Origin of the sequence: Neorhizobium sp. CSC1952 (genome assembly GCF_030378245.1) — a bacterium.
GTDB lineage: Bacteria > Pseudomonadota > Alphaproteobacteria > Rhizobiales > Rhizobiaceae > Neorhizobium > Neorhizobium oryzae_A.
Map to the genome: position 1 here is coordinate 1,539,264 of NZ_CP128416.1, position 21,773 is coordinate 1,561,036.

General features: G+C 63.7%; 20 protein-coding genes. 9 read left to right on the plus strand and 11 right to left on the minus strand.

What is annotated here, in order from left to right:
* Positions 1 to 74 precede the first annotated feature (74 nt).
* From QTA58_RS07905 to QTA58_RS07925, 5 genes are all read left to right on the plus strand, one after another.
* Positions 75 to 2,012: a methyl-accepting chemotaxis protein gene (locus tag QTA58_RS07905; protein WP_289672340.1), complete on the plus strand. Its 1,938-nt coding sequence runs from the start codon at positions 75 to 77 to the stop codon at positions 2,010 to 2,012.
* The gene (locus tag QTA58_RS07910) at positions 2,012 to 2,503 is read left to right on the plus strand and encodes a chemotaxis protein CheW (RefSeq protein ID WP_085421813.1); all 492 of its coding nucleotides are present in this window, start codon (positions 2,012 to 2,014) and stop codon (positions 2,501 to 2,503) included. The genes QTA58_RS07905 and QTA58_RS07910 overlap by 1 nt, the downstream gene beginning before the upstream one ends.
* 20 nt (positions 2,504 to 2,523) lie before the next feature.
* Complete coding sequence (locus QTA58_RS07915) at positions 2,524 to 3,381, plus strand: protein-glutamate O-methyltransferase CheR (protein WP_085421812.1); 858 nt, start codon at positions 2,524 to 2,526, stop codon at positions 3,379 to 3,381.
* 6 nt (positions 3,382 to 3,387) lie between these two features.
* Entirely contained in the window at positions 3,388 to 4,470 is a 1,083-nt protein-coding gene (locus QTA58_RS07920; protein WP_085421811.1) for a chemotaxis response regulator protein-glutamate methylesterase, read from the plus strand.
* Positions 4,471 to 4,585: 115 nt separating this feature from the next.
* On the plus strand, positions 4,586 to 5,290 hold the full coding sequence (locus tag QTA58_RS07925) for a ParA family protein (RefSeq protein ID WP_085423316.1): 705 nt from the start codon (positions 4,586 to 4,588) through the stop codon (positions 5,288 to 5,290).
* A gap of 3 nt (positions 5,291 to 5,293) precedes the next feature.
* Here the strand turns inward: QTA58_RS07925 and QTA58_RS07930 are convergent, their stop codons facing one another.
* Together QTA58_RS07930 and QTA58_RS07935 are read right to left on the minus strand one after the other, a co-directional pair.
* Positions 5,294 to 6,334 carry an NAD(P)-dependent alcohol dehydrogenase gene (locus QTA58_RS07930; RefSeq protein ID WP_289672341.1) on the minus strand — a complete coding sequence of 347 codons (1,041 nt, stop codon included), beginning with the start codon at positions 6,332 to 6,334 and terminating at the stop codon, positions 5,294 to 5,296.
* 145 nt (positions 6,335 to 6,479) lie between these two features.
* Positions 6,480 to 7,094: a TetR/AcrR family transcriptional regulator gene (locus tag QTA58_RS07935; RefSeq protein ID WP_289672343.1), complete on the minus strand. Its 615-nt coding sequence runs from the start codon at positions 7,092 to 7,094 to the stop codon at positions 6,480 to 6,482.
* Between the two features lie 120 nt (positions 7,095 to 7,214).
* Here QTA58_RS07935 and QTA58_RS07940 point away from each other — a divergent pair, with 120 nt between their 5' ends.
* A complete protein-coding gene (locus tag QTA58_RS07940; protein WP_289672344.1) occupies positions 7,215 to 8,027 on the plus strand; it encodes an NAD(P)H-binding protein in 813 nt (270 codons plus the stop codon).
* A 2-nt stretch (positions 8,028 to 8,029) separates the two neighbouring features.
* On the opposite strand, the gene QTA58_RS07945 is transcribed toward QTA58_RS07940, so the two are convergent.
* The 8 genes from QTA58_RS07945 to QTA58_RS07980 all read right to left on the minus strand — a co-directional run bounded on the left by QTA58_RS07945 (position 8,030) and on the right by QTA58_RS07980 (position 18,248).
* Complete coding sequence (locus tag QTA58_RS07945) at positions 8,030 to 8,476, minus strand: DUF126 domain-containing protein (RefSeq protein ID WP_085421808.1); 447 nt, start codon at positions 8,474 to 8,476, stop codon at positions 8,030 to 8,032.
* Positions 8,476 to 9,747, minus strand: coding sequence for an aconitase X catalytic domain-containing protein (locus QTA58_RS07950; RefSeq protein ID WP_289672346.1), 1,272 nt, complete (start codon positions 9,745 to 9,747; stop codon positions 8,476 to 8,478). The genes QTA58_RS07945 and QTA58_RS07950 overlap by 1 nt, the downstream gene beginning before the upstream one ends.
* Positions 9,748 to 9,757: 10 nt before the next feature.
* A complete protein-coding gene (locus tag QTA58_RS07955) occupies positions 9,758 to 11,095 on the minus strand; it encodes an FAD-dependent oxidoreductase (protein ID WP_289672348.1) in 1,338 nt (445 codons plus the stop codon).
* A 140-nt stretch (positions 11,096 to 11,235) separates the two neighbouring features.
* Positions 11,236 to 12,144, minus strand: a complete 909-nt coding sequence (locus QTA58_RS07960; protein ID WP_085421805.1) for a LysR family transcriptional regulator — start codon at positions 12,142 to 12,144, stop codon at positions 11,236 to 11,238.
* 91 nt (positions 12,145 to 12,235) lie between these two features.
* The gene (gene ilvD / locus QTA58_RS07965) at positions 12,236 to 13,918 is read right to left on the minus strand and encodes a dihydroxy-acid dehydratase (RefSeq protein ID WP_289672349.1); all 1,683 of its coding nucleotides are present in this window, start codon (positions 13,916 to 13,918) and stop codon (positions 12,236 to 12,238) included.
* A 103-nt stretch (positions 13,919 to 14,021) separates the two neighbouring features.
* Positions 14,022 to 15,629 carry an acyl-CoA dehydrogenase family protein gene (locus tag QTA58_RS07970; protein ID WP_289672350.1) on the minus strand — a complete coding sequence of 536 codons (1,608 nt, stop codon included), beginning with the start codon at positions 15,627 to 15,629 and terminating at the stop codon, positions 14,022 to 14,024.
* Between the two features lie 4 nt (positions 15,630 to 15,633).
* Positions 15,634 to 16,395: an SDR family NAD(P)-dependent oxidoreductase gene (locus QTA58_RS07975; protein WP_289672351.1), complete on the minus strand. Its 762-nt coding sequence runs from the start codon at positions 16,393 to 16,395 to the stop codon at positions 15,634 to 15,636.
* A complete protein-coding gene (locus QTA58_RS07980; RefSeq protein WP_289672352.1) occupies positions 16,392 to 18,248 on the minus strand; it encodes a feruloyl-CoA synthase in 1,857 nt (618 codons plus the stop codon). Before QTA58_RS07980 ends, QTA58_RS07975 begins: the two co-directional genes overlap by 4 nt.
* Before the next feature lie 186 nt (positions 18,249 to 18,434).
* On the opposite strand from QTA58_RS07980, the gene QTA58_RS07985 reads away from it, so the two are divergent.
* From QTA58_RS07985 to QTA58_RS07995, 3 genes are read left to right on the plus strand one after another with little or no spacing between them, the layout of a single operon-like run.
* Entirely contained in the window at positions 18,435 to 19,229 is a 795-nt protein-coding gene (locus QTA58_RS07985) for a crotonase/enoyl-CoA hydratase family protein (protein WP_085421800.1), read from the plus strand.
* A 13-nt stretch (positions 19,230 to 19,242) separates the two neighbouring features.
* On the plus strand, positions 19,243 to 19,698 hold the full coding sequence (locus tag QTA58_RS07990; protein ID WP_289672353.1) for a MarR family transcriptional regulator: 456 nt from the start codon (positions 19,243 to 19,245) through the stop codon (positions 19,696 to 19,698).
* Between the two features lie 24 nt (positions 19,699 to 19,722).
* Positions 19,723 to 20,598: an amidohydrolase family protein gene (locus QTA58_RS07995; protein WP_289672354.1), complete on the plus strand. Its 876-nt coding sequence runs from the start codon at positions 19,723 to 19,725 to the stop codon at positions 20,596 to 20,598.
* Between the two features lie 156 nt (positions 20,599 to 20,754).
* On the opposite strand, the gene QTA58_RS08000 is transcribed toward QTA58_RS07995, so the two are convergent.
* Positions 20,755 to 21,768 (minus strand): LacI family DNA-binding transcriptional regulator, encoded by a 1,014-nt coding sequence (locus QTA58_RS08000; RefSeq protein ID WP_289673061.1) that lies wholly within the window; start codon positions 21,766 to 21,768, stop codon positions 20,755 to 20,757.
* Positions 21,769 to 21,773: the final 5 nt, after the last annotated feature.

The following is a 21,773-nucleotide window of genomic DNA, read 5'->3' on the forward strand; positions in this document are numbered from 1 at the left end:
GCTGCCCACGGGTAGCCGGCAAACCACGAATTCTCTGAACGGACACGCAGTCAAAGCGGAAGAAAGGGAATCACATGCGTCTGACGATCAAGACGAAGCTTTCGGCAGCCTTCGGTATTCTTATCCTGTGCAGTGCGACCTCGGCCTATTTCGGCATTTCGAGCCTGCAGCACATGAACGATCTGCGCAACGAAATGATCGAAGGACCGATCCATCAGGACGATCTCGCCAACGATCTCGCGGCGCATTTCGACGGTCTCGGCCTTGCGGAAGGCGATCTCCTCCTGGCGACCAATGCCGAGCGCGCCGCCAAGGCCCGCGCTCTCGTTGCCGAGGAACGGCAGGGTTTCGAGCGAACGCTCTCCGAGGGATTGCGGCATGCCCCGGATGCCTTCAAGCCGAAATGGGAAGCCGTTCGTGACTTCTGGAGCGGCTACGTCACCATCAGCGATCGCGTCCTGTCGCTGGCGGCATCCGGGCAGACGATGGCCGCCATCGAAGTCAACCAGACGGAAGGGGCAATCGCGTCGGACAAGCTCGATGCGCTGGTTGCCGATATCGGCTCGCTCACCGAAGCGAGCATCAAGGAATCCGACGGGATTGCAGACAGGCTCTTCGAATCCGCCTTCATGATGATGATCGGGCTTGCGGCCGGATCGCTGCTGATCGGCTTCGCCGCCGCCGTCTGGATGGCGCTCACGATCAACAGGGGGCTGGCGAAAATCGCCACGGCCGCCAACGCGGTTGCGATCGGCGACCTCGATCAGTCCGTCGAAGTCAAGACGAATGACGAGATCAAGGATCTGGTGGAGACGGTCAACCGGATGACGGCCAACCTGCGCAACACCGCGGGCATCGCCGACCGGATCGCCAACGGCGATCTTTCGGTCGATCCCCAGCCTCTGTCGGCGAAAGACACGCTCGGCATTTCGATGCGCAACATGGTCTCGAACCTGCGTGCCACCTCGGATGTCGCCGACCAGATCGCCAATGGCGACCTGATGGTTTCGCCGAAGCCGCTGTCGGACAAGGATACGCTGGGGCTGGCGCTGGAAAGCATGGTGGAGCGCCTGCGCGGTGTCGTCGCCGATGCGCTTTCCGCATCCAACAACGTCTCATCCGGCAGCCAGGAGCTTTCGGCAAGCTCCGAACAGCTTTCGCAGGGCGCCACCGAGCAGGCCTCCTCCGCCGAGGAAGCCTCCGCCTCCATGGAGCAGATGGCCGCCAACATCAAGCAGAACGCCGACAACGCAGCCCAGACCGAGAAGATCGCCCGCCAGTCCTCCAAGGACGCGGAAACCTCCGGCCAGGCCGTCGGCCGCGCCGTCACCGCCATGCGCACCATCGCCGAGAAGATCTCCATCGTCCAGGAGATCGCCCGCCAGACCGACCTCCTCGCCCTCAACGCCGCCGTCGAGGCAGCCCGTGCCGGCGAGCACGGCAAGGGCTTTGCCGTCGTCGCCTCCGAGGTGCGCAAGCTTGCCGAACGTTCGCAGGCGGCTGCAGCCGAGATCAGCGCCCTTTCCGGCGAGACCGTCCAGGTCGCAACCGAGGCCGGCGAGATGCTGAACCGGCTGGTGCCGGACATCCAGAAGACCGCCGAACTGGTTTCGGAGATCTCCGCCGCCTGCCGTGAGCAGGATATCGGTGCGGCGCAGATCAACGAGGCGATCCAGCAGCTCGACAAGGTGACGCAGCAGAATGCCGGCGCCTCGGAGGAGATGTCGGCGACATCCGAAGAGCTTGCCGCACAGGCCGAGGAACTGCAGGCCTCCATCGCCTTCTTCAGGGTCGATCAGGCTTCGGCCAAGGCACGCCAGCAGCAGACAGCCGCAAAGCCGGCACCGGCGGCGAAGCCTGCCGCCAGGCCGGCTCAGAAAGCGTCCGCAACCGCACGCCCGGCAACCGACCAGTCCGTCGCAGCCCAGCAGGCCCGCGCCAAGGGCTTCGCACTCGACATGTCCATGGGCGGACCGGACCCCGACGACCAAAACTTCAAGGAGAGCGCATAATGGCGACCACATCCTCCGAATCCCAGTTCGTCACCTTCAGTCTCGGTGAGGAAATCTTCGCCGTTCCCGTGGAGGTCGTCCGCGAAATCCTGGACCATGAGGAGCCCTTCAAGATTCCGCACGGCCCGGATTATCTGCTGGGACTGCGGGACGTCCGCGGCCAGGGCGTGCCGGTGATCGATCTGAGGCTGCGGCTGGGCCTGAGCCGCACCGTCAAGACGCCGCATACGCGCATCCTGGTGCTGGACGTGCCGGTCGCCGACCGGGTGCTGGTGCTGGGGCTCGTCGCCGACAGGGTCTATGAAGTGGTCCCCTTCCGCGGCGACCAGATCGAAACGGCCCCGGACATCGGCATACGCTGGCGGTCTGACTATATCGCCGGCGTCGTGCGGCGGAACGGCGGATTCGTGGTCATCGTCGACCTCGCCCGGCTCTTCTCGGATTCGGGCACGGCCCTGACCGAAATGAGCCCGCAAGCAGCAGTAGCGTAATAATTCCGGGGGAATGACGGGTGAATGCAGCAGCCAGAAGTCAGCCGCTGGATGACCGGCTGAGCAAGAAGAGCTTCGATCTCCTTGCGAAATACATCTACGACTATAGCGGCATCAAGATGCCGATCACCAAGGTGACGATGCTCGAAGGGCGCCTGCGCCGGCGTCTTCGGGCAACCGGCCTTCCGACCTTCGACAGCTATTGCGACTATCTCTTCAAGCATGGCGGCATCGAAGCGGAAGCCATCCATCTCATCGATGCCGTCACCACCAACAAGACGGACTTCTTCCGCGAGCCGAAGCATTTCGATTACATGATGCAACATGCGCTGCCGGACATCGTCAAGCGCTACGGCGAGCGGCGCATCCGCACCTGGAGCTCCGCCTGCTCCACCGGCGCAGAGCCCTATACCATGGCCATGGTGCTCTCGGAATTCCTGGCCTCCACCACGCCGGAACGGGACTTCTTCGTCCTTGCCACCGACCTTTCCACCGACGTGCTTCAGAAGGCGCAGCGGGGCATCTATTCCCCGGAACTCCTGGAGCCGGTGCCGGCGGAGATGATGCGGAAATATGTCCTGCGGCCGGTCGACAAGGGACGTCAGGAAATGCGCATCACACCGAAGCTGAGGTCGCATGTGGGTTTCGCCCGCCTCAACCTGATGGATGCCTCCTACCCGATCGGCGACCGGATGCACATCATCTTCTGCCGCAACGTGCTGATCTATTTCGACAAGGCGACGCAGCAGCATGTGCTGAGCCGGCTTTGCGACTGCCTGCTTCCCGGCGGCTATCTCTTCATCGGCCATTCCGAGACGGTCGCGGGCTTCAACCTGCCGATCCGTCAGGTCGCGAACACCATCTTCAAGCGGATATGAGGCGTCATGGGCGACAAGATCCGTGTTCTGATCATCGATGACTCCGCAAGCGTCCGGCAGACACTGACGGCGATCCTGTCGGCGGATCCCGACATCGAGGTGATGGGCGCGGCGAGCGATCCCTTCATGGCGGCGCGGAAAATCCGCGACGAGGTGCCTGATGTCATCACCCTCGACGTGGAGATGCCGCAGATGGACGGCATCACCTTCCTGCGCAAGCTGATGGCGCAGCATCCGATCCCCGTCGTGATGTGCTCTTCGCTGACCGAGAGCGGATCGGAAACGCTGATGCAGGCGCTGGAGGCGGGCGCCGTCGACATCATCCTGAAGCCGAAGATCGGCGCGGCCGATCATCTCGCCGAATCCGCCGACCGCATCCGCACCGTCGTGAAGGGTGCTGCCCGGGCGCGCGTCGCCAAGTTGCGCAGATCCCGCATGGCGGAAGGAAGCACGACGGCCAAGCTGACCGCCGACGCCGTGCTGCCGCCGCCGAAGATCGGCGCCATGGCGAAGACGACGGAAATGGTCGTCTGCGTCGGCGCTTCCACCGGCGGCACGGAGGCACTTCGAGAGCTTCTCGAAGCGTTGCCCGCCAATTCGCCGGGCATGGTCATCGTCCAGCATATGCCGGAAAGATTCACAGCCGCCTTTGCCAAACGGCTCAACGGGCTCTGCGAGGTCGAAGTCAAGGAAGCCGCTGACGGCGACCCCGTGCTGCGCGGTCACGTGCTGATCGCCCCCGGCGACCGGCACATGCTGCTCGAACGGCGCGGCGCGCGCTACGAAGTGTCGATCCGCAGCGGGCCGCTCGTCAGCCGGCATCGCCCCTCGGTCGACGTGCTGTTCCGTTCGGCTGCGCGATCGGCCGGCGCCAACGCGATGGGCGTCATCATGACCGGCATGGGCGACGACGGAGCGCGCGGCATGAACGAGATGCATCAGGCGGGTGCCTACACGATCGCGCAGGACGAGACGACATCGGTCGTCTTCGGCATGCCGAAGGAAGCGATCGCCCATGGAGGGGTCGACAAGGTCGTGCCGCTCGATCACATCGCCCGGGAAATCCTCGCCGCAGACCGTCGCCGGTAAAATCTGCGGATACGATCTTCACACCCCGTTAACCATGTTTGGCAAGAATGACGCAGCGCATCATGAGGGTGCTGTGAGAGAGCGATTTCCGCTCGCAGCCGAACAGGAATTCAAGATGCCAGTCATTACCTTCGCCAACACCAAGGGCGGAGCAGGCAAGACCACCGCCGTGCTCCTCCTCGCAACCGAACTCGTTGAGCAAGGCTATCGCGTCACCATCCTGGATGCCGATCCGCAATACTGGATTTCCCGCTGGCACCAGCTCTCGCCGCCGAACGACAGGCTCAATGTCATCTCCTATGTGACTCACGCTTCGATCGAGCGCCACATTTCCGAAAACCGGCACAAGACCGATTATTTCGTGCTCGACCTGCCGGGCGCCCAGAGCCCGCTGCTTGCCAAGGCGATCGGTCTTTCCGACCATGTGCTGATCCCTATCCAGGGCTGCGCCATGGACGCGCAAGGCGGTGCGAACGTGCTGGAACTGCTGCGCTATCTCGCAGAGAAGGCGAACCTGCACGTGCCCCATTCGGTCGTGCTGACCCGCGTCAACTCGATGGTCACGACGCGTGCCCTTCTGACGGTCAAGATGCTGCTTGCCGAGCGCAATGTCGACGTGCTCAACACGCCCATCATCGAACGCGCTGCCTTCCGCGACATTTTCGATCTCGGCGGCACGCTCTACACGATGGACGAGAACCGCATCAGCAATCTCGACAAGGCCCGGCAGAACGCCCGCCTCTTCGCGCTGGAAATGCTCCGCCGCGTGCCGCTCCACAAGCCGTCTTCGCTTTCGAGCCGCGTCGTCCGCGCCGCCTGACCGTTATTCCTTAACCTTGATCTGCAGCTTGACGTCCGAGGCATGTCCGGCTGCGGCCCGTTCGAAGGCCTTGATCGAATCCCTGAAACCGAACGTGCCGGTGATCAGCGGCTTCAGGTCGACCTTTCCCGAAGCGATCAGCTCCAGCGCCCGATCGAAGATATTGGCGTAGCGGAAGACCGTCTCGATGCGCACTTCCTTGGAGATCGCACCCGCGACATCGAACTCGACCGGCTCGACGGGCAGGCCGACCAGCACGAAAGCGCCGCCCGGCCGCACGAGGTCGAACATGCCCTTGAAGGCCCTGGAGCTGCCGCTCGCCTCGAAGACGACATCCGCGCCCCAGCCCCCGGTTTTCTCGGCGATCACCTCCGCAAAGGGCCGCTCGGTGACATCGACCGGGATGATGCCCGGATACTGGCCGGCGATCTTCAGCTTGTCGGCGCTCAGGTCCGAGATGAAGACGCGGGCGCAGCCGCCGGCGAGTGCCGCCAGCGCCACCATGATGCCGATCGGACCTGCGCCGATCACCGCACCGACATCGCCTGGCTGAATGCGGGCGCGGGTCGCAGCCTGCATGCCGATCGCAAACGGCTCGACCATCGCCCCTTCGGCAAAGGAGACATTGTCCGGCAGCCTATAGGTGAAGGCGGCCGGATGGACGACATAGGGCGTCAGCACGCCGTGGATCGGCGGCGTCGCCCAGAAGCGGACATCCGGATCGACATTGTAGAGCCCGAGCTTGGAGGCCCGCGACGAGAGGTTCGGCACGCCGGGCTCCATGCAGACGCGGTCACCGACTTTCAGGCCCTTTACGTCAGCACCCACCTGGACCACGGTCCCCGCCGCCTCATGGCCCAGCACCATGGGCTCGCGCAGCACATAAGGACCGATCGCGCCATGGGTGTAATAATGCACGTCGCTGCCGCAAACGCCCACGGTGTCGATTTCGATCTTCACATCGCCAGGGCCGACCTGCGTGGGGAGATCGATCTCCCGCAACGAGAGAACGCCTTTTTTCTCGAGTACCAGAGCCTGCTGCATGGGATATTTTCCTTCGATTATTTTCTTCTGCTTCGCCGACATTCGGGGCGGGATCAAGGCGCTTTCCGATGCGTCCCCGAAAGGCATGCCGTGTCGTCACGGCATATTGCAATCGGCTACGGGAGCACCCGTCGAGGACGGCCACTCAGTCCGCCTTCAGCAGTTCGCCGAGAGCCATGCGCTTATAGGTCTCCACCATGGCGTCCCCCTGCTTACGGCCGACGGAGATCGCCAGCCGCATGGTCGACGTACCGAGATACATGACGAGCATGGCGCGGTTGAAGAGCTCTTCGGGATCCGCCTGCGGGTGGATGTGCCGGAGGGCCGCTGCGACGATCGCGCCATTCTCCCTGGCGTCGGCGAGATCGACATCCTGCAGCGCCTTGTCCGCCTGGGTGCCCGACCAGATGTCGCGCATGACAGGTTCGGCCAGAAACAGACCATAATAGGTATCGATCAACCCCCGAAAAGCTTCGGAGAACGTCGCCTCGCTGCGCACCGGCTCGATCGCCTCGCGGATGCAGGCGCGCCCTTCCTCGTTGTAACGCTCGGCAAGGGTGCGCACCACCGACCCCTTGTCGGGGAAGAACTGGTAAAGGGAGCCGATCGGCACCTCTGCCTTCTCCGCGAGCTCGCCCATCTTCATCGCGTCGCTGCCGCCCCGGGCAATCAGTTCCTTTGCCGCCGCGAGAATACGCTCCACCCGCTCGCGGCTGCGCTTCTGCTGCGGCCGACGGGGTGTCGATGCAGAAATTTCCATTGTCTTTCCACGTCTTGAATTCTTAACACGAGAAATGTTCGCATTTTTTGTTGACAGATTCAACACGAGGATCTACCACATTAAAACATGAGGAAACCTCGCGTTTAAAGGAGATGAAACATGGAACAGCCAATCCTCATCATCGGCGGCAAGGGCAAGACCGGCTCGCGCGTTGCCGAACGCCTGCAGGCAAAGGGCAAGGAAATCCTCTTTGTCTCGCGCTCCACCGGCTTCGATTGGACCGACCGCGGGACCTGGGCTGCGGCGCTTCAAGGCGCATCGGCCGCCTACATCACCTACTATCCGGACCTTGCGGTAAAAGGTGCGCCGGACGATATCGAAGCGCTCGCCAAACTCGCAGTCTCGCTCGGCGTCAGGCGGCTGGTTCTGCTCTCCGGCCGCGGCGAACCGGAAGCGCAGGAGAGCGAGAGACGACTGATCGCCTCCGGCGCCGACTGGACGATCGTCCGGGCGAGCTGGTTCAATCAGAATTTCGACGAAGGCCAGTTCGCACCGATGATCCTCGAAGGCGAGATGGCGCTGCCCGTGAGCCGCGTACGCGAGCCTTTCATCGATGCGGACGACATCGCCGACGTCGTCGCCGCGGCGCTCACCAACCCGCGCCATATCGGTCAGCTTTACGAAGTGACCGGCCCTCGTCTTCTCACCTTTGCCGAAGCAATCGGGGAAATCGGCCGTGCCAGCGGCAGGCAAGTCAAATTCCACACGATCCCGAACGAGGCTTTCGTGGAGGAATTGAGGGCGGCCGAGGTTCCGGAGGATCTTGCCGAGTTGCTGGTGGAGCTCTTCACCGTCGTGCTCGACGGCCGCAACGAATACCTGACCGACGGGGTGGAGCGCGCGCTCGGCCGTCCGCCGAAGGATTTTGCCGACTATGCCAGAGACGCCGCAGCCAGCGGCGCTTGGAAATGAGGTCAGGCGGGTTTCTTCTTGGTCACGGTCACCGTGCCGGCATCGGCATCGACCACGACCCAGTCGCCGGTTTCAATCACCGACAGGGGATCCTGATCCAGCTCGGTGATCGCCGGAACGCGGGTGACGACGGCACCGAGCGCGATCTTGGTCGTCATCCGTGTAAAGATCATTGCCTGCGGCTGGACGCCGTTCAATCGCGTCATGTGGAAATAGGCGGACCAGCCGGACGAACCCTTGGCACCAGGAAAGACGAGGATTTTTCCCGCGAAGGAGACGCCGCGCATCTCGTGCCGGCGCTCGATGACGGTGCCGGTGCGCTCGTTGATGCCGCCCCAGCCGGAGATCGTCTCGGTCGTTACCAGCGCCTCGCCTTCGGCACGGCCGGCCACCACCTTGCGGCCCTTGAGCACGACGGTTTCCGGTTTCATTTCGGTCGCGATATCCATCAGGCCCTCCCGCTCCATGTTCCGGTCAGCGCGGCATCGACGCAATCGCGCACCGAGCCGAACCAACCCTGCACGCCGGTGATTGCCGGCAGGTAATGCGCCTGTTTGGCGGAATCGGTGGCGATGACGCGCGTTCCCTGCGGCAGGCGCCTCGAAATGGCGGGACAGGTATCGCTCATCACGACGCCACCGGCATCCTTGATGGCGTCGAGATAACCGTTGCGCTCTGCGACCTGCTTGATGGCGCGCGGCGTATGCACCCAGAGCTGCACGTCCGGATGGATCTTCTTGTCTTCCAGCAGGTGGGCGATCAGCGCCACCTGATCGATCGAATTATGCGGACAGCCGAGCATGATGAAATCGACCTTCTTTTCGGTCGAGCTTTGCAGCTTCTCATAAGCCTCGCGCCGCTCGGCCGCACCGTAGCGGAAGGTGCCCTTGATCTTGCGGCCACCGAAGGCTTCCTCGATCGTATCGGCTTCCGGCGTGATGCCGGGAATATGGTACATCTCGACGCCACCTGAGGACGCGGCAGCCGCGCCGAAATGCTTGAGCTTGACGAGATCCGGCTGGTGGCTTCTGCCCTTGATGACCGGAATGTCCTCGCCGATCACTTCGCCGATGTAATAGCCGAGCAGACCCCAATCCATCATGTCGTCGACCTCGATATCGAGTTCGACCAGATGGGTACCGCGGCGGTTCTCGGTGATGTGGAAGCCCCAATAGGGGATGCGACCGGTCAGCGCCGCAGCTCCCGTGCTTTCCTTGCCTTCGACATTCGTGCGGGCGCCGAGCACGGAATTGCAATAGATGACGGCGGACGATTCCATCCAGGCGCAATGCTCGCCCTTCACGGGCACGTTGCCCACCTGATAGGGCGTGCAGGTGGCGAACATGTTGACGCCGCGGCGGCCGAGGAACTTTTCGTTCTCCCGCTGCATGTCGACCAGCGACTTGTCGACGCCCTGCAGTTCCCAGTTGTCGTTGTCGATGCCGGTGATGAGCTGGCAGGTATGCGCCACCATATGCGGCACTTCCACCACCTCGTCGCTGTCGAGGTTCAGCTCGGAATAGACATGTTCCATGCCCTTCTGGGCGATCGGCTGCACCGAGGGCGTCGAGGCGTTGAAGGCGCCCGCGACATTGTTGGTCTCGACCAGCCGTTCGGCGCCGAGCGCCTCGCCATACCGCACGAGCAGGTCCATGGCACGCGCCTTGGCGCGGCCGTACTCACCGTCATACATGGCCTTTTCATAATCTGTCAGCTTCATCGCTTCCTCCTCACGATGCGGCGCGCATCTCTTCATCCGTCCAGCGATAATGCTTCTTTTCGACGTTGTCGGAAACCCGCTCGCGCAACGCAGCAAGGTCGATCTGGTGCACGCTGCCGGTGCCGGCAAGATCGAGCGCATTGGCGGCCGCCATGCCCATGGCGATGCAGGGACCCATGACGCGGACGCTGGAAAGAGCAGCCGAATCCGCATCGATGCAACGGCCGGCGGCAGCGACGTTGTCGCATTCGTCCGGTGTCAGGCTGCCGAGCGGGATGTAATGGGCATGTTCCTCGTCGAAGGTGATCCAGTGGTGGCCGTCGCCATGGTCGTGCAGCTCGATCGGCCAGGCGGTGCGGGCGACCGCGTCGTCGAACCTGGTGCCGGCCCTGATCTCGTCGACCGTCAGGTGGTGGCTGCCGGCGATCCAGCGGGTCTGGCGAATGCCCGGCAGGCCGAAGGAACGGATGCGGGCATTGCCGAAGCATTCCGGGAACTCGTCCTTCAGGAACTGCACGGCGCGCGCCGCCTGATCCTTGCCCTCCAGCGCCTTCTTCGAGGCCTCGACGGGATCGAGCGGCGTTTCCACATGGGTCATGTTCATGGCGGCGATGCCGCGGCCCGGAATGGTGAAGCCGAGGCCCTCGCGGCGCAGCAGGCCGTAGCTCGCGGCCTTTTCCTTCATGCGGTCGGCGATCTCGTAGCGGGTGGGCTGCTTCGCCTCGTCGATGTTTTCCAGCACCACCATCTGGGTGCCGAAGACGCCGCCCTTTTCCGGCTGGCGGCAGGCGAAACCGGCCTGCCAGACGAGCGCCGCATCGCCGCTCGCCTCGACCCAGCCGGTCGCCTCGATCGAGACGCCGCCGTAGCGGGTCATGAAATCCGTCCGGACGATGCGCCGGCCCTCCACCTGCACATCGAAGATCTGGGCGCCGAGCACAACCTCGATGCCGGCCTCCAGCACGCTTTGCTCCATCCAGCGGCCGAGGACCACTTCGTCGTAATAGACGACCGTCGTGTTCGGCCCATGGCGGTAGTAGATCGACCGGTCCTGAGCTTCGAGATGGGCGAGCAGCCTGTCGGCCACGCCATAGGTGAACTGGTAGCCGTGCGTGCCGTTGGAAAACAGGCCGCAGAAGGTGGCGATGATCGAGTTGACCGCCTGTCCGCCAAGCGCCGCCTGGCCATCGACGATCACGACCTTCTTGCCGAGGCGTGCCGCTTCGAGTGCCGCGGAAATGCCCGCAATGCCGGCGCCGACGACGCAGATATCCGCCCTCAGCTTTCGGAACGGCGCATCTTTCTCGCGCCGCACGATCCGCGTTTCCCTGCTCAGCGTTTCCGCCATGAACTCCTCCCTCGAAATGCCGCGCCATTGGCGCTCTCCGGGAGAATATCCTAAGCGGCCGCTCCAAAAACCTGGCGAGTGATGCGATCAGCTTTCGTATTTCGAGAAAGCTGGAGGCGGCATCGCGGTGCTTTTCCGCCTCAGAACGCGGGAATGACCTGGTCCGGAATGCCTTCGGCAAAGCGCTTCTGCACGTAGGATATGAATTCCGCCACCACGTTCTTGTTCATCTTGATGCGGGGCACGGAAGCCTTCACCCAAAGCGGCTCGACCGGAAATTCCGGCATCACCTCCTCTAATGCACCGCTGTCGAGATCCGACTGCGCCAGGAAGCGCGGCAGGATAGCAAGCCCCAGGCCCTGCCGCGCGGCCGCGAGCAAAATGCGGCTGTCATTGGCCGTGAAGTTCGAGGTGATCTCCACGTTCAGCGCACTCGTCTCCATCTGGAAGGTCCAGGTGGTGCCGACCGTGTGGAAGGTGATGCATTCGTGGCCGACGAGTTCGGTCGGGGTCTTCGGCCGCCTACGGCTTTCCAGATAGCTCGGCGCCGCGCAAAGCAGGCGGGGATAGGGACAAAGCGGGTGGTCGATCACGTAGGCATAGGATTGCGGCAGCGCACCCACAGCCACGTCGAAGCCCTCTTCCAGCGGGTTGACCGAGCGGTCGATCAGCACGAGCTCGATCTTGACCCGCGGATTCTCTGCCTGGAAGGCCGCGCAGACATCGCCGAAGAACATGGAGGCCAGCGTCGTGGGCGCCTTGATGCGCAGCGAACCCGTCAGACCCAGTTCGTGGGTGCTGGGCCTGGCCAGAGTGTCCTCGATCTCGCCGACCAGGAGCTGCAGGCGTGGCCGCAGCTGCTCGCCATCCACCGTCAACGCCAGCCGCCGCGTGGTGCGCACGAAAAGCTGCGTGTTGAGATGTTCTTCCAGCCGCTTGACGCGCTTGGTGATGACGGAGGTCGCAACCCCCAAATCACGGCCGGCGGCGGAAAAACTGCCGGCACGGGCGGTCGCCAGGAATGCGCCGATATCGAGAAGTATGTTCACTGTCTTTCTCGTTTCGAGAAAAAATGGGACCCGGCATCAGGCGCATATTTTCAGCGTTTCCGCAACTCCCGCAGCGTTGTGTCACCCACACCTATTTCGCGATCAGCGTTGCCCCCTTCTCCAGCGGCGTGACGGTGCTGCCATAGAGACTGAGCCAGCCCTTCTCGGCCGAGAGCGGCTTCTGCACGAAAGCCTTGCGCCTTTCGGCAAGCTCCGTCTCCGGCACGTGCAGCTCTATCGAGCGGCTGTCGATATCGATGGTGATGCGGTCGCCGTCCTTCACGAGGCCGAGTGGTCCGCCGGTGAAGGCTTCCGGCTTCACCTCGCCGATGACGAGCCCGACATTGACGAGACCGCTCAATTGCCCATCCGTCACCACCGCAACGTCGGGGCCGAGGCCCGAACCATCCAGAGCGAAGACGAGGCGCGAGGCGCCGCCCATGCCGGGACCGCCCTTGACGCCCATCCCCCGCAGCACCAGCACCTCGCCGGGCTTCACCAGGCCTTCCTTGAGCGCCGCCTCCGCCGAAGGCGAATTGTCGAAGACGCGCGCTGGGCCGTCGAAGCTCATCGGCCGGCCAGGGCCGCGCAGTCCAACCTTGGCAATGGCTCCGTCCGGTGCCAGCGAGCCGCGCAGGAGGACGATGCCGGGCTTCGTCGCAAACGGCCGATCGAGCGGGCGGATGACGTCCGGATCGGCGATCTCGACATCCCTCAGCTCCTCGGCCCAGGTCCGTCCCGTAACCGTGAAGGCCGACGCATCGATAACCGGCTCCAGCCGCTTCATGATGCCGCGCGCACCGCCGGCATCCTCGAATTCCTCGATCGAGTTCGCTCCGATCGGACGGACGGCGGCGAGGATCGGAACCTCCCCGCTCAGCTCCTCGAACATCCCGTAGACATCGACATCGAGGCCGGCTTCGACGGCGATCGCCTGCAAATGCTTGATCGTATTGATCGATCCGGAGACGGCAAGCACTGTGGCCGCGGCGTTGCGGAAGGCTCCCGGCGACAGAATCTGCCGTGGACGGAGGTCTTCCCAGACCATGTCGACGATGCGTTTTCCCGCCCGGTCGACATAATCCATCATCTTGTCGCTCATGGCGCGCACCGGCGCACCACCCGGCAACGCCATGCCGAGCGCCTCGCAGACCGAATGCATGGAATTGGCCGTGCCCATGCCGGAACAGACGCCGGGGCTCTTGATGGCATTCTCGCTCATCTCCTTCAGCTCTTCGAAGCCGAGCTTGCCGGCGGCATGATGGCCGGCATGCAGGAAGACTTCCTCGATATCCATGTGATGGTTGCGGTATCGGCCGCTCGCCTGGTAGCCACAGAGCACGACCAGCGTCGGCAAGTCGATGCGGGCGGCCGCCATCAGCTGGCCGGGCGTGGTCTTGTCGCAAGAAGCAAGACAGATCATGCCGTCGAGCTGCGCGCCCTCGACCGCCACCTCGATATCGTTGGTGATGAGATCGCGGCTCGGCAGGATATAGGTGGCGGCTCGGCCGGCGCTGATGATGAAATCGCTCGGCGCGATGGTGCGGATTTCAAAAGGAATGCCGCCCGCCGCGCGCACCGCCTCCTTGACGCGGGCGGAGACCTGGTCGAGATGGCTGAAGCAGATGGAAAGCTCCGAAGAGGTGTTGACGATCGCGATCTTCGGTTTTTCCATGTCCTCGTCGGTGAGGCCGAGCGCCCGCCATTGCGCCCGGCGCACCGCCCAGCGCGACGTGCCCGGTTCGAAATTGCTGCGCAGCTGTCTCCTTGTCATGACCGCCTCCTCTCCGACCTCGATTTCTCGATAAAATTACCAACTCCGAAGGTGAGCGGGAACGTGCGGAACGATCCGCTCTCTTTTCTCGAATCACGAACGGTCAGCCGCAGCGCGCACTATGGTAGGCAAACCGCGCCGCGAGCTCGTCCACGGCCTTCGTCTCGGAGATGCGCAGCGCCATCCAGGCGGAAACGGCAGTCCAGGCGGCGCGCATATAGGCGTCGGCGCAGTAAAGCGCGGCATCCGGATCGTCCTGCATCGCCGTCATTGTTTCGCTGAGGGCCTCGAAGTCATCGAGAATATCGAGCACCGCCTCGGATGCTTCCGGATGCTCGGCCATATAGGCGTCGATCTCGTCGCGCGCCTTCTCGAGGAAGGCAGCCAGTCCCCTGCCCTCGTCGCGCCAAAGCCGGCGGGTGAGGAAATCCAGCGCCTGCATGCCCGTCGTGCCTTCGTAGATCGTCATGATGCGGGCGTCGCGCAGATACTGTTCGAGCGGCCAGTCCTTCGTATAACCGACGCCGCCCAGCACCTGGATCGCCGCGTTGGCTGCACTGAACCCCGTCTCGGCGCCGAAGCTCTTGACGAGCGGCAGCATCCAGCCGGTGAAATCGTCGAGGCCCGCGTCTTCCTCGATCCTGGCAAGGTCCATCACGGTCGCGAGCTCCACGATGGCGGCGCGCAGGATTTCGGTGGAGCTGCGGATTTCGTGAAGCTGCCGCCGCACGTCCGGGTGGCTCGCGATCGGTACCGGTGGCCGGTCCGGCCTTCCGCCCTGGCGGCGTTCTTTCGCATAATCCTCGGCGATATCGGCTGCGGCGGAGGCGATGCCGAGCCCCTGGCAGCCGGTGAGAAGGCGCATCAGTTCGATCATGGCGAAGAGCTGCGGCAGGCCGCGCCCTTCCTTGCCGAGCATTACGCCCTTCGCATCCTCGAAGCGCATGGCGCAGGTGGGCGAACCGTGCAGGCCCATCTTCTCTTCGATGCGATCGACCGCAACGCCGTTCGGCCTGCCCTCGATGAGGTTCGGCACCAGGAAGAGGCTGATGCCGCGCGTGCCCGGCTCATCGCCGGTTCGGGCGAGCAGGCAATGGCCGATGCGCTCCGCCATGTCGTGATCGCCGAAGGAAATCCATATCTTCTGGCCGGTGACGAACCATTCGCCGTCGCGCTGCTCCGCCTTCGTCCGCAGGCGTCCGACATCCGAGCCGGCTTCCGGTTCGGAAATGCAGATGGTTGCCGCCCATTCGCCGGCGGCCAGTTTCGGCACCCATTCGGCAGCGAGCGCGTCGTCAGCAGCTTCGGCAAGTAGGTGTGCGGCGGCGCGGGTGGAGCCCGCCGCCATCATCAACGCCACGCAGCCGCGCTCGAACAGCGGCGCGCAGGCCGCATGCAGCGTCAGCGGCACGCCCTGCCCGCCGAATTCCTCCGGTACGTCCATGCCAAGCCAGCCGGCCTGAGCATATTGAAGGAAAGCATCCGCGAAACCGTCCGGCGTCTTCACACGCCCGTTTACGACCTGTGCGCCAATTCGATCGCCGGCAGCATTCAGCGGCGCCAGCACGCCCTCGGCAAAGTTCGCGGCCTCCTCGACGATCGCGGCAACCGTCTCGTCGTCGCAATCCTGCCGCAGATCGCGCAGCCGATGCCAGCCCGGCGTCAGAGCCAGGATTTCCAATGTCCGGTTCGCCTGATCCGCAAAAGACATGGGCCTACCGCGGCTGCATGCGCAGTGCCCCGTCGAGCCGGATCACCTCGCCGTTGACATACTGGTTCTCGATCAGGAAGCGCACCGCATCGGCGAATTCCGCCGGATCGCCGAGCCGCGCCGGATAGGGAATGGCAACGGCAAGGCTGTCCTGCGCCTCCTGCGGCAACCCCTTGAGCAAGGGCGTCAGGAAAAGCCCAGGCGCAATCGTGTTGACCCGGATACCGAAACGGGAGAATTCGCGCGCTGCCGGCAGACCGAGCGAAACGATGCCCCCCTTGGAGGCGGAATAGGCTGCCTGGCCGATCTGGCCTTCGAAGGCCGCGACGGAGGCGGTGTTGACGATCACGCCACGCGCCTTGTCATCCCGCTCGGGGGCCTGAGCCATGCGTTCGGCAGCCAGCCGCATCATGTTGAACGTGCCGATCAGGTTGATGCGGATGGTCTTTTCGAAATCGGAAAGCGGCATGGGGCCTTCGCGGCTCAGAATGCGGCCCGCCGTGCCGATGCCGGCGCAATTCACGAGGATGCGCAATCCGTCGCCGGCCTTTGCCGCGACATCCAGCGCCTTCGCCGCGTCCTCCTCGCTGGTCACGTCGCCCGAAAGCGCCACCCCGCCGATCTCTGCGGCCACCTTTTCCGCCGCTTCGCCATTCCGGTCGAAGATGTGAACGGCGGCGCCGAGCTTCGCGAGCAGGCGGGCGGTCGCCTTGCCGAGCCCCGATCCACCTCCGGTGACAAATGCACTGCTTCCCGCGATCTTCATGCCGCCAACTCCTTGCCTACGCGGATGACGCCCGGCGCATCCGTATAAAGCGCCTCGACCAGATCGCCGCGCTGGGCGAGCACGGCGCGCTGGTTGATCGAGCCCTTGTCCGTCACTTCACCCTTTTCGAAACGCAGCGGTTCCGTCATCAGCATCATGCGCATGACGCGGGTTGCGGAACCGCTCGCCTGTTTCTGATGCTCCTTCAGCCGCTCCGCAATCGCGGCCTTCACCTTCGGATGGGCGATTACGTCCTTGTCCGAAAAGCCTTCGCCGCCGCCAAGCAGCTCCCGCAGCGCCGGCATGAAGGGCACGGCAAGCGCGCCGAGCTCGGCGCGGTTCTCGCCGGTGATGACCGCATCGCGAATCAGGCCACCGAACTGGTTGACGAGCTGAGCGCGCAGCACGCCCACCGCCACCCAGGTGCCGGTCTGCAGCTTGAAATTCTCCGCCGTACGGCCATCGAAATAGAAGCCCTTTCGCGGATCGCCCGGCACCGCGAATTTCACCGCATCGCCGATCCGGTAGAATCCCTCTTCATCGAAGGCCTGCTTCGTCAGCTTCTCGTTGCGCCAGTAGCCGGGCGTGACGTTCGGGCCCTTGAGACGCAGTTCGTATTTCTCGTCGATCGGGACCAGTTTCATCGTGACGCCCTGGGCGGGCACGCCGATATTGCCGGGTTTTTCCTGGGGATCGGTGCAGAAGAGCGCGAACGGCGCGGTCTCTGTGGAGCCGATGCCGGTTCCGAGCGGCACCCGTTCGCCGATGGTCATCTCCGAAAGCTCAAGCAGCGCATCCCAGGTATGCTGCGCCATGCCGGCGCCGGCATACATCAGCAGCTTCAGGTCCTTGAAAAAGTTCTTCCGCAGCGCCTCGTCGTCGCGCATGGCCTGGATGAGCATTTCAAAACCGGCCGGCACATTGAAATACCAGGTGGGCGCGATTTCCCTGAGATTGGCGATCGTCTGGCCGATCAGCGCCGGGGACGGTTTGCCACGGTCGATATAATAGGTGCCGCCGTTATAGATCGCGATATTGAAGCATTTGTTGCCGCTCGCCGTATGGTTCCAAGGCGCCCAATCGACCAGGATCGGCGGCTCGTCGCGGAAATAGGAATAGCAGTCGGCCACCATTTCCTGGTTGGAGCAGAGCATGCGCTGCGTCTGGATGACAGCCTTGGGCGAACCTGTCGTACCCGAGGTGAAGAGGAATTTTGCGACGGTGTCCGGCCCGACCGCATCGAACGCCTTGTCGACCGCTTCCGTCGCCCCGGTCTTCAGAATGTCCTCGAAGAGATAGGTGTTCGGCCGGTCTTCCGGCAGATTTCGGGTGGCAGCGAAAGGAATGTCGGCGCCGAAGGCCGTATCGACGGCCTTGCGGAAGGCGCTCGCATCGTCGGCGAAGATCAGGCCGGGGGTGATCTGCCTGGCGATATCGTGCAGCTTGGCAAAATCGGAGGAGATGGTCGCATAAGCCGGGGCGATCGCAGCTGAGGGAATACCGACGTGCTGGGCGCCGAGGGCCATCAGCGCGTGTTCGATCGAGTTTTCGGAGAGAATGACGAGCGGGTTTTCCGCCGAGAGCTTGAGGTCGAGCAGGAACTGACCGATGCGACGCACCTTGTCGAGCGCTTCGGCATAGCTCATCTTGCTCCATTCGCCCGTTCCCTCGCGGTCCGCCATCCAGGTGCGGTCCGGCGCAACTTTGGCCCAATGGACCAGCCGCTCGTTGATCTTGCCGGGATAGGGACCGAGCGGATCCTCCCGCCAGACCAGGAACTCGCCGTTCGGCCGCTCTTCCCAGCCGACCACCGGCGACCACAGCTTAACATCGCGTACAGGTTTTCCGGTCATGACTCTCCTCCCAGATGTCAGCGCTCCTTAATTCCCAAAATTTGTTTACAAAGAAACAATCTCCATGTAAACGATCAAAAACTCGAAGCGGGCGATGGGAGCGTCCGCCGGAGCACTGGAGCGGGACTCAAGCCGAAAACCGCTCGCACTTTTCGGCGCCCGCTCTCTCGGAGGAGAATACAGAAAATGGCCGATCAGACGGCAACCAGCTTCGTCACCTATGAGCTCAGGGGCAATGTCGCCCATATCGGCCTCAACCGGCCGGAAAAGCGCAATGCCATCAGCGACCGGTTCGTCGAGATGATCGCCGAGGCGGTGGCGCGCGCGGAAAGCGAAGCGAAAGCCGTCGTGCTCTTCGGCCATGGCGACCATTTCTGCGCCGGTCTCGATCTCGCGGAACACGTCAAGAAGACGCCGATCCAGGGTGTTCATGGCTCGCGTCGCTGGCATGCCGTGTTCGCCGGCATCGAGCATGGCACGATCCCGTGGGTTTCCGCCCTGCATGGCGCGGTGGTCGGCGGCGGCCTGGAACTTGCGGCTTCCACGCATATCCGCGTTGCCGACAAATCCGCCTTCTTCGCCCTGCCGGAAGGCCAGCGCGGCATCTTCGTCGGTGGCGGCGGTTCGGTGCGCGCAGCACGATTGATGGGCGTCGCCCGCATGACGGACATGATGCTGACCGGCCGCGTCGCTTCCGCAGAGGAAGCCGAGCGCTGGAACCTCGCGCAATACGTGGTCGAGAAGGGCGAGGCGCGCAGGAAAGCGCACGAGCTTGCCGAAGCGGCTGCCAGCAATGCGGAAATCTCCAACTACGCCGTCATCAACGCCCTGCCTCGCATTCAGGACATGGCGAAGGAAGACGGACTTTTCGTCGAATCCTTCATCGCCTCCTTCACCGCCACCAGTCCGGAGGCGGAAGAGCGGCTGCGCGCCTTCCTGGAAAAACGCGCCGCACGGCTGAAGGCGCCGGGTTCCGCCTGAAAGGATTTTTCCGATGGATATGCCGACCCGAACGACTGACGAGGTGAATCTCGGCCGGCTCAATACGGCGCTCGGCTTTCTGGTGCGCCTCGCCCAGATCAAGGTCTACGAGCATTTCTTCGAGGAATGCGGCGAACGCGGGCTGAAACCCGGCGAATTCTCGGTCCTCTGGGTCATCCTCCACAATCCCGGCATCCGCCAGAGCGCGCTCGGCCAGCGGCTGATGATCAAGCGGGCGCATATGACCAAGCTCATCCGCTCGCTGGAGGACCAGGATCTCGTCTCACGTCGCATCCCTGACGACGACCGCCGCGCCGTCGAAATCACGCTGACGCCGGCGGCCAGGACGATGGTGGAGCAGGCAGGCGACTGGTTCTTCGCCTACGAGGATTCCGTCGGCTCGAACCTCACTACCGCCGAGCGCCAGCAATTGATGGTGCTGCTGCAGAAATTCACCGGTCTCGACTGAGACCGGGACCGGGAGGAGCACGCCATGAACATCGACGAACTGGTCGCCATCGACATCCACACCCATGCGGAAGAGCCCTGCTGCGGCCCGCGCGACGACGGCTATGACGAATTCCAGGCCGGCATGGCGAAATATTTCAAAAATCCGGCCGGCCACAAGGGCATGCTGCCGACTGTCAACGAGACGGCCGTCTATTACCGTGAACGCAAGATCGGCTGCGTGATCTTCCCGGTCGATGCGGAGCGCGAGACGGGCTTCCGCCGCTACAACAACGAAGAGGTGGCGATGATCGCCGCCGAAAACAGCGACGTCATGATCCCCTTCGCCTCGATCGACCCCGCCAAGGGCAAGATGGGCGCCCGCGAGGCGCGGCGGCTGGTGCGCGAATTCGGCGTCAAGGGTTTCAAGTTCCACCCGACCATGCAGGCCTTCTATCCCAACGACCGGATGGCCTATCCGCTCTACGAGGCGATCGCCGAAGAGGGTGCGATCACCCTCTTTCATACCGGCCAAACGGGCGTCGGCGCAGGCATGCGCGGCGGCATGAACATGCGGCTCAAATATTCCAACCCGATCTATCTGGACGACGTGGCGGCGGATTTCCCTGACATGCCGATCATTCTCGCGCATCCCTCCTTCCCATGGCAGGAGGAGGCGCTCTCGGTCGCGACCCACAAGCCGAACATCTATATCGACATGTCCGGCTGGTCGCCGAAATATTTCCCGCCGATCCTCGTGCAATACGCCAATTCGCTCTTGAAGCACAAAATGCTGTTCGGCTCGGACTGGCCGGCGATCACGCCCGACCGCTGGCTGGCGGATTTCGCGGCCATTCCGATCAAGGACGAGGTGCGGCCGCTGATCCTCAAGGAAAACGCCCGCAAGCTTCTGAAAATTTAGACGGGGCCGATCATTCCTCCGTCATGCTCGGGCCTGTCCGAGCATCTGCAAACGGTCGATGTGGGTAGATCCTCGGGACAAGCCCGAGGATGACGTCGAGGGCGTTGCAAAGCTTATCCTCTACCTAATCGCCCCTATCCGGTTTGCTGGAATTGATCAGGTGGGCACGAAGCTTTTTCGGACCACGAGCTCGGGAATGACCCGCTCGTAACCCGGCGCAGCGTCCGGGCTTGCCAGCCGCCGCTCCAAGAGCTCGACGGCGCGGGCCGCCATGGTCGCCGGATCCTGGCGGAAGGTCGTCAAGCCATAGCTCAGCCAGGCCGCCTCCGGCACGTCGTCGAAGCCGATCACCGCCACGTCTTCCGGGATGCGCAGGCCGAGTTCGGTACGGATGAAATCCATCAGGCCGAAGGCGATCTGATCGTTGGCGCAGAAGACAGCATCCGGTTTCCGGGGCCCGGCAAACAGTTCGCGCGCGGCGGCGATGCCGCCGTCGTAATCGGAATCCGGCGCCTTGGCCGCCGCCACTTCGGCACCGAGCGCATGCGCCGCCGAGAGGAAGGCGCTTTCGCGTTCCGCAATGCTCGGCGTCCCCGACAGGGAGCCGACCACCGCAAGCCGCCGCCGGCCCGCCCCGAGGAAAGCACCGGCGGCATTGCGCGAAGCTTCGGAATTGCCGACGCGCACGTGGTCGGCATCGGGCTCGGAGCGGCCGATCACCACCAGAGGCTGGCCGTTGCGCTGGGCAAGCTCGAAGAAACTCGCCGGCGGAGAGCCGGAAAGGATGATGGTCGCCTGGGCCCGATGCCCGATCAGCATCCCCTGGGCGGCCAGAAGCTCCTCTTCCGTCTGGCCGGTATTGATAAGGATCGGGATGCTGCCGCGGCGGATAAGCGCCTTGGCGAGCGCCGCCGTCAAATGGGCGCGGAAGCCGAGTTCCGGCTTGGTGGCGACAACGCCGACGAGCCTACTCCGGTTGGCGAGGACGCCGCGCGCCAGATCGTTGACGTGGTATCCGAGCTCTTCGGCGGCTTTCAGCACCTTTTCGCGCGTTGCCGGCGCGACGCTCGCTCCTGGGGTAAAGGTGCGGGAGACGGCCGAGCGGGAGACGCCGGCAAGCCGGGCGACCTGTTCGGCGCTGACGAAGCGCATTCTCTTTTCGTCCTTCATGCTCA